The sequence below is a fragment of the Rhizobium sp. NXC24 genome, from assembly GCF_002944315.1.
GTDB lineage: Bacteria > Pseudomonadota > Alphaproteobacteria > Rhizobiales > Rhizobiaceae > Rhizobium.
In genome coordinates, this window is record NZ_CP024311.1 from 2,346,506 (window position 1) to 2,361,810 (window position 15,305).

Below are 15,305 nucleotides of genomic sequence, written 5' to 3' on the forward strand. Positions count from 1 at the left end.
CCTCATATTTTGTATTTCTGAACATCACCCGGTTCCTACTTCCTCCATGTCAGGCCCTCAACTTTACCTGCTGCATTGATTGGATCTGCAGCAGCGTGTCGAGGTTTTGGTTCACGCGGCAATAGAATTCTTCGTCGATGAACGGCCGCAGGATGAAATCATTGCCGCCGGCCTTGAGAAAACGCGCCGATAGGAGCCGATTGGTAGAGGATGAAACGCCGATGATGCGCAGCTCGTGCGAACCGATACTGGCTCGAATGCGACGCGTCAGTTCGAAACCGTCAATATCCGGCATGTTGTAGTCGGTAACCATCAGGCCGATGTCGCGATTGGCTTTCAGGATCTCCAGCGCCTTTGTGCCGTTCTCGGCGACGCTGACACGGAAATTATAGCGCTTCAGACGGCTGGACAGCAGCGCACGCGCCGTGGCGCTGTCGTCGACGATCAGCACGTGATGACGATGATTGGTCAGGAATCGGCAGATCGACTCGGCCAGCAGATCGACGGCGAAGATGTTGTCCTTGAGAATATAGTCGACAATATCCTTCGCAATCAGTTCGTCGCGCATGCCTTCCTGGAACGTGCCGGTGAAAACGATCGTCGGGATGCTGAGATCGATCAGATATTCCAGCGCCTCGCCCTTTTCTGCCCCCGGCAGATTGATGTTGGAGATCGCCAACCGGATCGGCTCCGACGACTTGTCGTAAGCAAACTGCAACTCTTCGAAATTCCTGCAGATTTCGATGTCGATATCGAAGAGTTCCTTCAGCTTCGTGCTGATCATCGACGTAAAGACATTCGAGTCCTCAGCGAGAAGAATGCGCGCTCCAGCAAGAGAGCCGCCGGAATACTGCATTCCCGAAATACCCAAAAATGGCATGATTAAACCTGCTAATAGAAATCGGCCCCATTCGAAACTTCTACAGCAAAGCACTTGAATATTTATTAAGTCGACTGGTTTCCCATAAATGAAAAAGACGACCGCCGGCCGCCTTCTCATATACTATACTCTGGACGTTGCCGCTCGGATAAGGTCATCAACCGCCCTCGCCCGCTGCCACGCCGTGCGATCACATCACTGGGCAGATGCCTTGCCGCGACGACGAGTGCCGCTCCTGACCTCCAGCGGCTCCGGCAGTTCCTCTTCGACCTGCGGAGCGATGTCTTTCACGACATCTTCATTGACGACTTCCGGCCCATCTGCGGAGTCGGCCAGATTGGTGGTCGCCAGCAGATCGGTCTGCCTGCCGCGCTTGCTGTCGCGGACGATGTGCAGCTCCTGATGCGGATAGGGAATAGCAATCCCCTCCGCCCGAAACCGTTTCAGAATATCGATGCGCAGATTGTTGCGGATTTCCATGCCGTCGGAGAGATCGGAGAGATAGAAGCGCATTTCGAAATCGAGCGAGGACGGACCGATGCGCAGGAATTCGACATGCGGCTCGGGATTTCTGAGCACCTTCGGGATGTCGCGCACCAGCTCCAGCAGAATGTCCATCACCCTCTGCGGATCGGCATCGAAGCTGACGGAAACCGGGATTTCAGAGCGCGCCAAGCGGTTGCGGTGCGTCCAGTTGCCGACGGAGCCGTTGATCAGCTCCGAATTCGGCACAATGATCGACTGCTTGCGGAAGGTTTCGATCTCAGTGGCGCGTACCGAGATGCGCTTGACGATGCCTTCCGAGGTACCCGAGACGATCCAGTCGCCGACCTTGAAGGGCCGCTCGACCAACAGGATCAGGCCCGAGACGAAGTTCGACACGATATTCTGCAGGCCGAAACCGATACCGACCGAGAGCGCGCTGGCGACGAGCGCCAGACTCGACAGGTCGATGCCGGCAGCCGAAATGGCGATGATAGACGCCACCGCTACGCCGAGATAGCCGATGCCGGTCTTCACAGAGTTGCGGACACCCAAGTCCACCTGGCCGCGCGCCATGACGTTGCTGTCCAGCCAGCGCTGGAACCAACGCGTCACGAGATAACCGCCGGCAAAGAGCAGAACGCCAGCGAAAATGCCGACCAGCGAAATCGACATGTTGCCGATGCGGATTTCGGTGAACAGACGATAGGCAATCAGCTCCAGATCCTGGATATGGAATCCCCAGGACAGCAGGATCAGCGGAATGCCGGTCATAAGCGCGACGGCATAGGTCGCAAGGCCGGCCCCGAGACCAGCCTGATCGAGCGCAACGTCGCCGAGCGCGAAACGGCTTTCGAGGAAACGTCCAATGATCGTCTCGGCAAAAACGCCCTGCCTCGACACCGACTTGCCGAGCTGGAAGCCGAGATACATGGTCGCCAGAACGGCGCTGGTGACGATCAACTGCGTTGCAATGAAGCGCGCCAGGCCGACATAGCCGATAAAAGCCGTGAAGATCAGCAATGTACCGAGCACCCGAAGGATGATCGCCATGCCATGCGGCCAACGACGGCCTGGAGCATCGGGATTGCCGTTCTTTGCAAGGATCGGCGAACCGAAGGAGGCGGCAATCAGAATAAGACCGATCAACAGAGCCGCAAAGAAGCTCTTCGCCACCGTGACGACAACCGGCGATCCCATGGATTCGCTGATGCGGTCGAAAACATAATCAAGACCGTTGACGACGGCCATGGCCTGCATGCACCAGCTCAGCGAGCGGGCACCTTTGTTGGACAGCTTGACGAGCCGCCAATGCGGCCTGAAGGGCGCAAAAACGGCATTGGCCAGGCGGCCGACGAAATAGACCAGTCCGATGAAGCCGAAGAGAGCGGCCAGGACAGGCGCGATATCCGGCCGCAGCACGTTGAAATTCGACAGGAAGAAAAAGGACGTAACGAGGAATGCGACCAGCGACAGCGTGCGGATCAGCGTCGACCAGAAGGCGACCGAGAGGCGGCTAATATAGGGCGGATTTTCAATGTTTTCGTCCCGCACATAATATCTGCGGAACAACCGGTAGCCTCCGGACAGAAAAATCAACGCCGCACCAAGCGACAGGAAGAGGGCAGCCATAAGCGACCCAAGCTTCGCCTTCACGACAAAGCCGATCCAGCTTGTTACGGCAGTGCTGAACTCTACGCCCTCGTTGACAAAGGCCGTTCCAGCATCCTCGAATGTGGTGGCGGAAACGCCAGTACGCTTGAACAGCGTCTCGGCAAACAGCTTGCGGCGCACTTCGACAAGTTGCATCACAAGCCGGTTACTCGCAGCAACGAGATTGTCGGCGTCGACAGTCACGGCGCTGATCTGCGAACGTTCGGCGTTGAGACGGTCGCGCTCCTGGGTAACGATCGCGGCTTCCGGCGGCTGCCCCTCCTTGGGCGGCGCACCGAGCTGTGTCAGGCGCGCGTCAATCTCGGTAGTGCGCGGCTTCAACCGCGCCGAAATCGCCGCTACGGAGCGATTGAGCTCGTCCGCCCGGCCGGAAAGGGCGACCAGCGCATTGTCATCAGCGCCCTCTTCCTTGGAGTCACCTTCGATCGAGGCGAAGTCCTTCTTTGCCTTGGCGAGATCGGCAACGGCAGTCTCCAGCAAACCGTTGGCGAGCTGCGCCGACTGCGGCGCTTGGCCTGCGGGCTGCTGTTCCGGTTGCTGCGTCGGTTGTGCCTGCTGCTGGCTTTGCGCAAAAGCCTGCCCGCCCATCAAAGGGCCGGCAACAATGGCTGCGCTCAGCCCCATAAGCAGCACGGGCAAAAAACGGAGACGGTGTTTCAGCGGGCGCAAGCAAAGCTCCTCGTCGCAGTAAAGTCGCCGGCGACGAGTAAACGGATTCGCCGCACGAAAAAACGGAAGATCGGATCTTCCTAAACTGTGATTGCGAATTTCATATTCCCTTGGCCTACGCCTTGTAAGGCAAAGAAAGGCGACACAAAGGCATTTACACCTTTATTCCCTCAGAATCCTGCTCCAGGCTCGGCGAGATAGTCTTTCTCAGCCTCTGTCGACACCCGGCCAAGGAAGACATTGCGATGCGGGAAGCGGCCGTAGGCGGCGATGATGGCGCGATGGCGAACCGCATAGTCGATCTGCTCTTCAAGGCCGAGCGAACGGAAAAGTGCCACGGACCGATCCTGTTCGGCCAGGTCTTCGGCATGCTCGAAAGGCAAGTAGAAGAATATCCGTCGTTCCGCCGGCATCCCTCGATCTGCGCCGAGCTGCAAAGCCTCTTTCGCCTCCTGCAAAGCCAAACCATCCGTCGCAAAGGCCAGCGGCGTGCCGCGATAGATGTTGCGGGCGAACTGATCGAGGACGATGACCGCTGCCAGCCGGCTTTCGGGCGTTACGCACCACAGATCCGGCACGCCAGCCGCCAATGCCAGATGCGTGTCGCGAAACCGACGGCGCATCTCTTCGTCAAGAGCAACGGTGGAGCGGAACCAATCCTCGCTCGTGCACTCCTCGAACCAGAAGCTCAGCACTTCCTCTGGCGTACAAACAATCGGATCTGCGGCCATTCGCTCCCTCCCGGCATGCCCGTCGGGAGATAGGTCCACGAGCGGCGGGTGGCAATGGTGAACGCCGCCCGTTGGTCACCTTTTTCGCAGGATCAGAATGAAGGCAATGCCGCCGACCAGACCGGTAACGATGCCGATCGGCATGTCCTCCGGCGCCATGACAAGCCGCGCAGCAATATCGGCCCAGACCAATGTCAGTGCCCCGAAGGCGGCGCTAAGCGGCACGACACGGACGTTGTCGCCGCCGGCGAGAAGCCGGACGAAATGCGGCACCATCAGTCCGACAAAGCCGATCGCGCCCGAAAAAGCGACCATGACGCCCGTCAGCAGCGCCGTGACAACAAACAGCATGAAGCGGAATTGCGAGACGGCAATGCCGAGCGTCGCTGCCGTCTCATCGCCCATGGCAAGCGCGTTGAGCTCCCGTGATTTCAGCATCAGCACGGCAAGGCAGACAAGCAGCACGCCGGCCGGATAGATCAGATGCTGCCACTGCGCCAGCCCCAAACCACCGAGCATCCAGAAGACAACGGTATTGGCCGCCCTGGGGTCGCCGAGAAAAATCAGGAGATTGCCGAGCGCGGTAAAGACAAAGGCGACGGCGACGCCAGACAGCATCAGCCGGTCGGCTGATTGCGAGCGCGTCAGCCGGGTCACCAGCGCTACGGCGGCGATCGCGAGTAGCGCGCCGGCGAAGGAGAATAAGGGTACGGTCAGTAGCCCAAGGATGAGCCCGGTGTGCAGTAGCGCCAGGATAGCACCGAAAGCGGCACCTGAGGAAACGCCGAGAAGATGCGGATCGGCCAGCGGATTTCGCGTCAAAGCCTGCAGCACAGCTCCGGTGACCGCAAGCCCGGCACCCACGAGCAACGCGAGAATGACGCGCGGAAAACGGACGTCCCAAACGATGCTTTCCTGTCCGCCCGACCAGGTGATTGGAAACAAGCTGGCATGCAGCTTGTTGCCGACGATCGACCAGACGGTCGCAAACGGGATCGGTGCCGCACCGAAGGAAACGCCCGCCGTGATCGACATGGCGAGGAGAGCGACCAGGAGAGGGATTAGAATGGGAAGGCCAATACGCATGCGAAAATCCAGGAAGCGATCCGATCCGCTCAGTGATCGACTGGACGGATCGGCATTGTCGTTCGTTACATCGCTTCCGGGTGGAAAGCCTTCGCCAGCGTTGCGATCGCCTCGATATTGCGCGGTCCCGGCGTGGCCTCGACATAGGGAAGCACGACGAAACGGTCGTTCTTCACCGCGTCGATGGTCTTGAAAGCCGGATTGTTCTTCAGAAATGCGATCTTCTGGGCCGCCGTGACTTCGCCGTAGTCAACGATGACGATGACCTCGGGGTTTTTCTCGATCACAGGCTCCCAGGAGACCTCCGTCCAGCTCTTTTCGACATTGTCCATGACGTTGGTGCCGCCGGCCGCTTCGATCATTGCCGTCGGGATGCCATAGCGGCCCGAGGTGAAGGGCTTTTCCTCACCGGAATCATAGACGAAAACACGGGTCGGCTTCTCGGCACGGCTGATCTTCGCCTGGATACCGCCAAGCTGCTTGCGATAATCCGCCACTAGGGCCTCCGCCCTATCCTCGACACGGAAAATCCTGCCGAGATTGAGCAGGTCGACGAACATGTCGTCCATGGTCGGCTTGTTCTTCTGCATGACGAAGATGCAGGATTCGGTGAGCTCATAGACCTTGATGCCGAAGGGCGCCAAAGTCTCCGGCGTCACTTCGCCGCCCACTTTCATGCCGTAGTTCCAGCCGGCGAAATAAATGTCGGCATTGGCTCCGAGCAACACTTCCTTGGTTGGATATTTCGGCGACAGCTCCGGCATTTCCTTGATGCCGTCCCGCAGCTTCTCATCCAGCGTCTTCCAGCCGGAAACCCCGGTGTAGCCGACCATGCGATCCCTTAGCTTCAGCGCCAGCATCATTTCCGTGAGGTTGACATCGTTGGAAACGGCGCGCTCCGGCGCCTTGTCGAAAGTGACATCGCGATTGCAGCTACGCACGGTGACGGGCTCGGCCAAAGCACCGCCGGCAAAGAACGTGCCGAGCAGCAAGGCGGTAGCGGACAAGGACATGCGGAAAGACATGGATGGCTCCAAATTATCGAAGAGAAAACGTAAAACGATGGGATGTGTCGCCCACGACCTGACGGCTCGCTTCGACACGGAATGCGGATGAGATGCGCTCGGCGGTCAGAACCTCGATTGCCAAGCCATGGCCGCTCAGACGGCCGAAATCGAGCACTGCGACATGCGTGGCGAAATCGGCGGCGAGATTGATGTCGTGCAAGGTCGTGATGATCGTCCGACCAAGGCCTTTCAGCAGCTCCAGTATTTCGAGCTGATGGCGGATATCGAGATGGTTGGTTGGCTCGTCGAGGATAATCAGCTCCGGCTCTTGCGCCAGCGCGCGGGCAATCAATACCCGCTGCTTTTCGCCGCCCGAAAGCGACGCGAATTGCCGGAGCGCCAGATCCTTGAGCTCCAGGCGGACAAGTGCTGCCGCGGTCGCCGCATGATCCTCCTCGCTCCAACGCGCCATGCCCTTGCGATGGGGAATGCGGCCCATCATCACCACATCGCGGACGCTAAAGGGAAAATCGCCCGGCGTCTCCTGCAGGACGACGGCGATACGCTGCGCCGCCTCGCGCGGGCCGATCGACCAGAGATCGATGCCGTCGAGACGCACGCAACCCCGTTGCGGCCGGATACCACGATAGAGGCAGCGCAGCAGGGTCGATTTACCCGCCCCGTTCGGGCCGATGATTGCCAGCCGATCACCAGCTTTGACGGACAGGCTGATGTCCCGGATGATCGGTTTACCCTTATGCGGGCCCCAGGTGACGCCGTCAGCTTCCAGTCGCAAGCATTTTTCCAGCATGACCCCGCTCCTACTGCAAGAGCGTTGCTTGGCGTTCGGCCGAAACGATCGCAGCCGGAATGCGCGCCAATGTCTTGCCGCCCAGCATTTTCGGGCGTTCGCCTTCCCTTGTCAGGCCATCGGGCCGATCGCGGTAAAGCTCGGCGAAGGAGACGAGTGCCCCGATATCCGCCTCGCCCGCGATGTCGCCGAAGAGGTAGGTCGCCTTTGCCGTTGCCTGGAAGGCGACGGTGCATGGCCGATCGCAGCCGGCCATGCAAACGCTGCCCTCCAGACTGAAATCGTCGGAAAGTGCCGCGCCAGCCTGGGTAATGGCGGCCTGTAGATGCTTCAGCAAATCAAGACCGGGACGGCATGGCGCGCCGACGTGACGGCAATTCGTGCATACGGTGATCCGATGCGTCTGCTCTCTCGCTGTATCCATGAAAAGCCTCCCGGAGATCTCGCCGGAGGCAAAGTCAAGATAGGGCCTGCGGACACAAACGCGCCCTCGCCCAACCACTGAATTTCCATCGGAACACCCCGTCCGTTGCGGTTGACGTCATCGATGGCAGGTCTCCTGGCTCGCGGGTCACAGCCCGTTCGCACCTTCCCGGCATGAAGCCAGTGGCATGTCGCGAACGCGCTCTCCGCTTACAGTTGCGGGGGCAGCCACGGTTTTGGCCCCTGATGGGTAATCCGCACCGTGTTCCCTTTTCAGCCGCCCTCCGGATGATTCCGGCGGCAGCACCATCGGTATGGTTCATCTCACAGAAAATCGAAGCGAGCAATGGTAGTGTCATTGAGGTCTGCACTTGTCCCCGAATTCCGGCTGGCGTGAATGGCAAGCGCATTTGTTATGTTATTACGTTACTAATTTCAATCAAAAAATAAGGCATGGCGATGAGGCCGAAGCTCGTATTCATAAGGGCTGTTGAACATGGCAAATGACCTCGCCTCCGAGTTTAGGCGAGCGACAAAAATCCCAATCACACCGCCTTGCACTGCGGATAGAACCGGGCCGCCACGCCTTCGGCGGCCGCATAGGCCTGCGTGACGATCTCGGGCACGAGATCGATGTCCGGCAGGCTGCCGAGCCCCAGCGGGCCGATGGCGAAAAGTCCCTCGATTATGCGGCCATCTGTGGAAAGCGCGCCCGTTGCTTCGACAGCAAGGCCAAGACCGAGTTCATCCTGTGTGGCGAGGCCCGCGTTGATCAGGCTCCGCATCAATGGCGTATCGAGATCGGGCTCCCGGCAGCGGCAATCGATCACCTCGTCGGCATAGATCTGCTCCACGCCCTGCTGACCGGCCGGCTTCAGCATCAATCCGGTCGGCGTGCGCCGTAGAAATTGCCCGCAACGCGACAGCGTATTACCCTCCGCCAGCTCCTGCCTCAGCCGGACATACAGAGCCTCCGGCAGACGGTTTCTATGGCTGTCGTAAAGGGCGCGCAGATGGCGGTTGAATTGCTGCTTCTGTCCGGCCGGCAGCGAGCGCCAAAGGGAGCGCGCATGTTTGCGCAGGCCGTTCATGACGGATTGCCAGCTTTGCCCGCTCGCCTCCGCATTCTCGCAAGCCCGCCGAATAAAACGCACAATCTCGCTGAGACTGCCGGGCATTGCTTCTGCAGGAAAGACCGGATCGGCATTGCTGCGGGTGTGGCTCTGCGGCAGAAAGCCGTGTCTCGAAACGATGGTGATCTGCCCATCATAGCCGTTGTCGCGCATCTGCAGCAGCCGGTCCACGACGCGCAGACCGCTACCGAGCAAGACCGTATGCGGGCGCGACACTAGGCGGCGGGCGCGGACCGTCGTCGGCGTCGCCACCGGTTCGCCGCTCTGCGGCTCGTGATCGGCAATGCCGTAACCAGTCGCCAGGACCACGGTGTCGAACGGGGGATAGACGGCGCCGGCGCTCTCCACCAAAAAGCGGTCGCCATGGCTGCGGCGAAGGCCGATCACCGTCTCGCCGCTGACCTGCACCGCAATATCCCGCCGCGAGGACAATGCCTCGGAAAAGCGCTGGTACACATAGTCGCTGAAAATGCTTTTGGGGACGAATATCTGCAAAAAGCCCGGTATGGCCGCCGGCACGGCACTGCGGAACGCGGCATTGCTACAGAGCCAATCGTTGAAATCATCGGGATCGCCAGCGGAAACCGAGAGATCGCGCACACGGCTGTTCAGGATTTCGCTGCTATGGCCGGAAGCCAACGCCTGACCGCCGCTGACGCTGGAATTGGGGTCGAAGAGCTGCAGATGAAAAGGCGTCCGCACCGTCTTCATCAAGGCGATCGCCGTCATCATGCCGGAAAAGCCGCGGCCGATGACAGCGATGCGCGGCATCGCATAGGCCTGCGCCGAGGCATTTGCCCTGGCAGAAAAAAGTCCCTGAACCGTCATATCAACTCCTGGGGCAAGAGGTGGTCGATCATGCTTTTCTGAGGGCACGCTGATACTTTGCCTGTGACCCGCACACAGCTCGCGGCCATCAAACGCTCGGCCGCTAGAGCGCCGCGCGTCGTAAACGCATTGGACGCTCTGGTTCTTGAATCCAGGGCATCCCTCTACCTGACGGGATGCTCTGGGCGGGCTCCCATTCAAGCTAGGAAGCCCGTTGCCTTCGTCAACCTGGACACACATCGAGCCATTGACGGCTCGACAAATGTCATTGTCGCTATTGTCTACTTATTTAGTCGTATATGAAAGCGCGAAAATGCGCCGGTAGCAAGCGCTTTCTTGCGACCGCATTTTTCATGGAAGACGACGCTTATGGCATGGCCCCGCACAGGACGTCGTGCAACGGTGGTCTTGCCCGCCTGAATTGCCGATCCTCGACCCCCTTCGTGAACGCGGAAAAGAGTTGGAAGCCCTGCTCCCATCGGCCAAAACCGCTGGCGATATTGATGTGGCCGGCATGGCCGAGATCATGAAGCTCACTATCCCATCGCGCGGCATGATGCCGAAGCTCGACGAAATCCATGTACGGATCATCGCGGCTGCCAACGACAAAGCTCGGAAATGGCAGAGCTTTAGTCGGCATTGTGCCGAAATCGATGGCGCCGGGATGCAGCCTCTCCGTCCGGTCGAGATCACAGGGAGCCACAAGAAAAGCGCCTTTCACATGCCGGGCGGCGGGGCGATCTGCGAGATTTGCGGCAAGCAGGCATCCGAGACTATGCGTGACGAGCCAGGCTTCTTCCACCCGCTCCAACTCTCTCTCCAGCGCCGCCAACCAGTGTTCCAGCACCGGCCTCGACCATGAAGCCTGACGGACGATGGCCGCAGAGGTCTTATCACGCGCCCAATGGCGCTGCCAATGCCCCTCGGCGGAGCCGTTTAAACCCGGAAGAATCAGTGTCGCGACCACGGCGCTCTCCTGGATGCGAGCGATGGCTGCATTGAGCCGCCCGCTTACAATTTCTCCATTCGGTGCCTATTATGGCGGATAGCGAAATCTGCATAAGCAAAGAAAATCTATTGTATAGTAGATCTATAGAAATTACGATCATAGCGCTTTCGCATAGCTAAGTCACTGATATGCCATCGTTGATGGGGTTATGAATGGGAACTGTTTCACAGTTGCACGAGCGCACCAGACCGCTCGCACACCGCATTCAAAGCGACGAGGAAGCGCTGGAAATCGCGCGATCGCTGGCCATCCAATTTGCACGGCAGGCAAGCGACCGCGACATCAACCGGGTGTTGCCCTACGAGGAGCTGGAGGCCCTGTCGCAATCCGGCCTGCTCGGCATCACCACTCCGTCCGAATATGACGGCATCGATATTTCCAACTCCGTTCTTGCCGAAATCATAGCCATTCTGGCCGAAGCCGATCCTTCGATCGCCCAGATTCCGCAGAGCCATTTCTACATTCTGGAAGCGCTTCGCGTCGATGGCAGCGAGGAACAGAAGAATTTCTTCTTTACCAGGGCGCTGGCCGGTGACCGCTTCGGCAATGCATTTTCCGAAGTCGGCACCGGAACGGCCGGTCAATACAACACGCGCCTGACATCGGACGGGTTGGGCTATCGCGTCAACGGCCGCAAATTCTATTCCACCGGCGTACTTTTCGCCGACTGGATCGGTATTTTTGCGCTGAACGCAGACGACGAACTCACCCTGGCACTTGTCCCGCGTGGCGCTGAAGGCATCCAGATCATGGATGATTGGGACGGTTTCGGTCAGCGCACATCCGGCAGCGGCACCACCATTCTGCATAATGTCTACGTTAACGCCGACGCTGTCGTCGCGCATCACAAGGGCTTCGAGCGGGCGACGACCATCGGTTCGGTCGGCCAAATTATCCATGCCGGCATCGATCTCGGCATTGCCCGCGCCGCTTTCACCGAGACCGTGGAGTTTGTGAAAACGCACGCACGCCCCTGGATGGACAGCGGCGTCGAGCGAGCGGCCGATGATCCGCTGACCATCGCCAGGATCGGCCAGATCGCCATTCGCATCGAGGCAGCCGCAGCCATGCTAGAACGCGCCGGCAGGAAGATCGATGTTGCTCAGATCAATCCAACGGAAGATGATGTGATCGAGGCCACACTTGCTGTGGCTGCCGCGAAAACCCTGACGACGGAAATAGCCATCGAAGCCTCGAATACACTGTTTGAGCTCGCTGGCACCTCTTCGACCCGCATCGGCCTCAATCTCGACCGTCATTGGCGCAACGCCCGCACCCACACGCTGCACGACCCGGTTCGCTGGAAATATCACATCGTCGGCAACTATCATCTCAACGGCGTAACACCGCCGAAGAACTGGACGCTCTGACGAATTTTGTATCGGAAGGTGGAGAGAGACCGTGACTGCAAATCGCCGTGCCAGTTTGGAAGAGATACGGGCCTTTCACGCGAAAATGATGGCTGCCGCCAGCAATTCCCATGATGAAAGGCTTGAGCGGATTTTCGAGCTTGTACCGCGCGAAGCGTTCCTGGGTCCTGGGCCTTGGCAGATAAAGGTCAATCGGCGCTACATTGAAACGCCCGGCGCCGATCCCTCCATTCTTTATCAGAATGCGCTCGTCGCTTTGGACAGAACCAAAGGCATCAATAATGGGGAGCCGTTCCTGCATGCGGCCTGGATCGGGGTTGCCGCCCCGAAGTCCGGCGACACCGTAATCCATATTGGCGCGGGGACGGGGTACTATACGGCGCTCCTGTCGATGCTGGTGCTGCCAAATGGCCATGTTCATGCGTTCGAAATCGAAGAGGATTTGGCCAACCGTGCACGCGCAAATCTGGAGCCATTCGAGGGAATTTCCCTCGTCCATGGCGATGCGACCACTCTGGCGCTGCCGAATGCCGATCTCATCTACGTAAATGCCGGCGTAATCGCCCCACCGGCATCGTGGCTTAAAGCATTGCGGCCCGCAGGCCGGATCATCTTTCCGTGGCAAGCCAGCAAGAAGGCAGGGCTTGCTGTCCTGATCACCCGCACGGAAACTGGCTACGCAGCACGGCCTTTGATGCCGTCATGGTTCATTCCCTGCGTCGGCGCCTCGGATGTGGACCAATGCAGCAAGTCTCCGAGCCGTGACGACGCCTGGTCGATCCGGAAGGTTTGGCTGACCGAGGATCGCGCGCCCGATGAATCCGCCGCCGCGATCTACAGGGATCTTTGGTTCTCAAAAGCCGGTGACGGCGAACAATAAGCTTGTTCGGGAACCCAATGGGTTAGCCGATATTCGAAGCGCGATAATCTTCCTGCTCTTCGATTTCGATTCCAGGCCCGCCGCCGGCGACGAACTGTTCGAGCGTCATATTGTCGAGAATCGCCGCGATCGCGTCGCGGACTTCCGTCATGGAACGGCGCACATGACAGCGCTCCGGATCGGCGCAATCGTCGCAGGCTTCATAGGCCGTGCGGCTGGCGCAGCGGATCGGCGCGAGCGGACCGTCGAGCGTGCGGATGACATGGCCGATGCGGATATCGGAGGCAGGGCGCGATAGCGAATAGCCGCCGCCTGGCCCCTTCTTCGAGCGCAGCACGCCGGCATTGCGCAGTTCCAACAGGATGGTGTCAAGGAATTTCTTCGGGATATTATTGCGGGACGCGATGTCGTTGATAAACGCAGTTTCGCCCGGCCCGAGGCGTGCCAGGTCCACCAGCGCCTTCAACCCGTATTTTCCTTTTTTCGTGAGCATCGCTATCCACTTACTGCAAAGTCGATTGTTGTAAGCCCGGCACGATTCGATCGAGACTCAACCGGCTTGTCCTGTTCGTCATTGACCTCGGAAGTAACGCCGCCGCCCCGTGCGAACAAGATAATAACTCACAAATTGTATAGTTTATATGAGTAAATTTGGGCAAATGTATCGCTCAAGCAACGTTTTTGCACTTTTTTCTACCTTTACGCGGCGCTGCTATCGACTTTTGGCTTGTTATGCTTGCGCTGGGTGTGTTCGGGGGCATTTTGGGCAATCGCCGACGCCACCTGTTCGGCGACAAAAACGGCATGCTCGACCACTTCGGGCAGGCCCATAAGTTCGCCGAAAGTGCCCCGCGCCAAAGGCCCGGAAATGAGCAGCGACGGTGCCGTCTTACCATCAGCGCCGAGCGCCAGCGATGCCGTATTGCAGGCAAGGCCGAGCCCTGTGGCATCGATGGCGAGATAGCCCGCATCCGCAAGGGCGCCGATCCAGCCTTGCGAGCCCAGAATGCCGCGATGGCCCGGCCCGGTCGTCACGACGACCGCATCGAATTGGCGATCGAGGCTCCTGCCCGAGCGGCTGAGCCGAAGCGTACAGTCGATCACCTCGCCCTTCGCCTCTACGGACGCGACGGAAGCCGCGAGTACATCGAGCCTGCCGGTGCTGATCGCCTCCTCACTGACGGCCTCGACCTGCGGCGCGACACGGAAGCGATGCACATCCCAAAAGGGCCGCAAATGCCGCACCACACGACGACGCTCGCTGAGCGGCATTGCCTGCCATAAATCTCCTCCCTGCGCGCGCACCTGATCGATCACCGCATGCCAAGTCCATCCCTCGCCTTCTGCCTTACGAATAGCGGCGCGCACGCGCCTCAGAAGATCAAGCGCTGTCCGTGACGGCTGACTGACGAAATCGCCGAACAACTCCTGCTTCACCGGCGCATGCCCGCGCGATCGCAGCCCGCGTCGGGAAATTGCGGTGATCGGTCCTTTATGACCACGCAGCTCCAGCGAGGCGATGACGTCGGCGGAGGTCAGGCCGTTACCGACCACCAACACCCGATCGCCGGGGCGGATGGCATCGAGCGCATCCGGCCGCGTCGGGTCCGCGACGAAACGCGGATGACCGGCAAGCGCATTTTGCAATGACCGCGGCGGCAGAGGCGACGGATGGCTTGTGGCGATGACGAGAATATCCGCCTCCAAGCGCCGCCCTGCCTCGCCCGTGATCACCCATCGGTCATCCAGCCGCCGGACATCCGCAACCCTTTCCGCGACATGGGTGATGGCACCGCCATCGATAAAAGGCTGCACCATGGCATTGATATAACGACCAAAAAGCCCGCGCCGCGGAAACAGGCTGCCATTCGCCGCGACCGCCGTCTGGTCGCCTTCCAGCGCATTATTCTCTTGAAGCCAGCGCTGGAAATGTTCGAGATCGTCAGGAAACAGGCTCATCTTAGCTGCCGGCACATTGATGCGATGCGCGGGGTCGCGGGTATCATAGGCAAGCCCCGCCCCGAGCCTGGCGCGCGGTTCGAAAATGAAGAGTTGACCGGGCTGCAGCGCTTCCGATTGCAGCAAGTGAAAAGCAACCGCCGCCCCCGAAATGCCGCCGCCGATGATTGCGATGACGGGCCGATCACGCGATTGATCGTCAGAACAAGTGGTCATCGCCAAATCCTTCCAGATCGATCGATTGCGCCGAACACTTCGCCGGCGGCAACCGAAAATGCCTACGGCATAGGAATATACTCTATAAATTTTATTGACAATAGAATGCCGATGGCAGCGCGATGGTTCCAACCGGCTGCTGACCA

13 protein-coding genes and 1 riboswitch are annotated in these 15,305 nt (G+C 59.4%); of the genes, 2 read left to right on the forward strand and 11 right to left on the reverse strand.

Annotation, left to right across the window (positions count from 1 at the left end; all coding sequences use genetic code 11):
* Positions 1-49 precede the first annotated feature (49 nt).
* The 9 genes from NXC24_RS11545 to NXC24_RS11585 all read right to left on the reverse strand — a co-directional run bounded on the left by NXC24_RS11545 (position 50) and on the right by NXC24_RS11585 (position 10,692).
* On the reverse strand, positions 50-880 hold the full coding sequence (locus NXC24_RS11545; RefSeq protein WP_104823409.1) for a response regulator: 831 nt from the start codon (positions 878-880) through the stop codon (positions 50-52).
* Positions 881-1,075: 195 nt separating this feature from the next.
* A complete protein-coding gene (locus NXC24_RS11550) occupies positions 1,076-3,706 on the reverse strand; it encodes a mechanosensitive ion channel family protein (RefSeq protein ID WP_104823410.1) in 2,631 nt (876 codons plus the stop codon).
* 170 nt (positions 3,707-3,876) lie between these two features.
* On the reverse strand, positions 3,877-4,437 hold the full coding sequence (locus tag NXC24_RS11555) for a DUF924 family protein (RefSeq protein WP_104823411.1): 561 nt from the start codon (positions 4,435-4,437) through the stop codon (positions 3,877-3,879).
* A 75-nt stretch (positions 4,438-4,512) separates the two neighbouring features.
* Positions 4,513-5,523: an iron ABC transporter permease gene (locus tag NXC24_RS11560; protein ID WP_104823412.1), complete on the reverse strand. Its 1,011-nt coding sequence runs from the start codon at positions 5,521-5,523 to the stop codon at positions 4,513-4,515.
* 65 nt (positions 5,524-5,588) lie between these two features.
* Positions 5,589-6,548 (reverse strand): ABC transporter substrate-binding protein, encoded by a 960-nt coding sequence (locus NXC24_RS11565; protein WP_104823413.1) that lies wholly within the window; start codon positions 6,546-6,548, stop codon positions 5,589-5,591.
* Positions 6,549-6,561: 13 nt separating this feature from the next.
* Positions 6,562-7,341: an ABC transporter ATP-binding protein gene (locus tag NXC24_RS11570; RefSeq protein WP_104823414.1), complete on the reverse strand. Its 780-nt coding sequence runs from the start codon at positions 7,339-7,341 to the stop codon at positions 6,562-6,564.
* 10 nt (positions 7,342-7,351) lie between these two features.
* Complete coding sequence (locus NXC24_RS11575) at positions 7,352-7,765, reverse strand: DUF1636 domain-containing protein (protein WP_104823415.1); 414 nt, start codon at positions 7,763-7,765, stop codon at positions 7,352-7,354.
* A gap of 107 nt (positions 7,766-7,872) precedes the next feature.
* Positions 7,873-8,090, reverse strand: a riboswitch (cobalamin riboswitch).
* A 219-nt stretch (positions 8,091-8,309) separates the two neighbouring features.
* Entirely contained in the window at positions 8,310-9,725 is a 1,416-nt protein-coding gene (locus tag NXC24_RS11580; RefSeq protein ID WP_104823416.1) for an FAD/NAD(P)-binding protein, read from the reverse strand.
* A gap of 367 nt (positions 9,726-10,092) precedes the next feature.
* Positions 10,093-10,692 carry an alpha/beta hydrolase gene (locus NXC24_RS11585; protein WP_104823417.1) on the reverse strand — a complete coding sequence of 200 codons (600 nt, stop codon included), beginning with the start codon at positions 10,690-10,692 and terminating at the stop codon, positions 10,093-10,095.
* A gap of 194 nt (positions 10,693-10,886) precedes the next feature.
* Here NXC24_RS11585 and NXC24_RS11590 point away from each other — a divergent pair, with 194 nt between their 5' ends.
* Both NXC24_RS11590 and NXC24_RS11595 read left to right on the forward strand, forming a co-directional pair.
* The gene (locus tag NXC24_RS11590; RefSeq protein WP_104823418.1) at positions 10,887-12,104 is read left to right on the forward strand and encodes an SfnB family sulfur acquisition oxidoreductase; all 1,218 of its coding nucleotides are present in this window, start codon (positions 10,887-10,889) and stop codon (positions 12,102-12,104) included.
* Between the two features lie 31 nt (positions 12,105-12,135).
* Positions 12,136-12,984: a methyltransferase domain-containing protein gene (locus NXC24_RS11595; RefSeq protein WP_245463843.1), complete on the forward strand. Its 849-nt coding sequence runs from the start codon at positions 12,136-12,138 to the stop codon at positions 12,982-12,984.
* Positions 12,985-13,006: 22 nt separating this feature from the next.
* Here NXC24_RS11595 and NXC24_RS11600 read toward each other — a convergent pair whose 3' ends face one another.
* Both NXC24_RS11600 and NXC24_RS11605 read right to left on the reverse strand, forming a co-directional pair.
* Positions 13,007-13,477: an Rrf2 family transcriptional regulator gene (locus NXC24_RS11600; protein WP_104823420.1), complete on the reverse strand. Its 471-nt coding sequence runs from the start codon at positions 13,475-13,477 to the stop codon at positions 13,007-13,009.
* A 206-nt stretch (positions 13,478-13,683) separates the two neighbouring features.
* The gene (locus tag NXC24_RS11605) at positions 13,684-15,159 is read right to left on the reverse strand and encodes an FAD/NAD(P)-binding protein (protein ID WP_104823421.1); all 1,476 of its coding nucleotides are present in this window, start codon (positions 15,157-15,159) and stop codon (positions 13,684-13,686) included.
* Between the last annotated feature and the right edge of the window lie 146 nt (positions 15,160-15,305).

Coding starts and splice junctions, on each gene's coding strand:
- NXC24_RS11545 (WP_104823409.1), bottom strand. CDS start 880: ATGCCATTTTTGGGTATTTCGGGAATGCAGTATTCCGGCGGCTCTCTT.
- NXC24_RS11555 (WP_104823411.1), bottom strand. CDS start 4,437: ATGGCCGCAGATCCGATTGTTTGTACGCCAGAGGAAGTGCTGAGCTTC.
- NXC24_RS11560 (WP_104823412.1), bottom strand. CDS start 5,523: ATGCGTATTGGCCTTCCCATTCTAATCCCTCTCCTGGTCGCTCTCCTC.
- NXC24_RS11565 (WP_104823413.1), bottom strand. CDS start 6,548: ATGTCTTTCCGCATGTCCTTGTCCGCTACCGCCTTGCTGCTCGGCACG.
- NXC24_RS11570 (WP_104823414.1), bottom strand. CDS start 7,341: ATGCTGGAAAAATGCTTGCGACTGGAAGCTGACGGCGTCACCTGGGGC.
- NXC24_RS11575 (WP_104823415.1), bottom strand. CDS start 7,765: ATGGATACAGCGAGAGAGCAGACGCATCGGATCACCGTATGCACGAAT.
- NXC24_RS11580 (WP_104823416.1), bottom strand. CDS start 9,725: ATGACGGTTCAGGGACTTTTTTCTGCCAGGGCAAATGCCTCGGCGCAG.
- NXC24_RS11590 (WP_104823418.1), top strand. CDS start 10,887: ATGGGAACTGTTTCACAGTTGCACGAGCGCACCAGACCGCTCGCACAC.
- NXC24_RS11600 (WP_104823420.1), bottom strand. CDS start 13,477: ATGCTCACGAAAAAAGGAAAATACGGGTTGAAGGCGCTGGTGGACCTG.
- NXC24_RS11605 (WP_104823421.1), bottom strand. CDS start 15,159: ATGACCACTTGTTCTGACGATCAATCGCGTGATCGGCCCGTCATCGCA.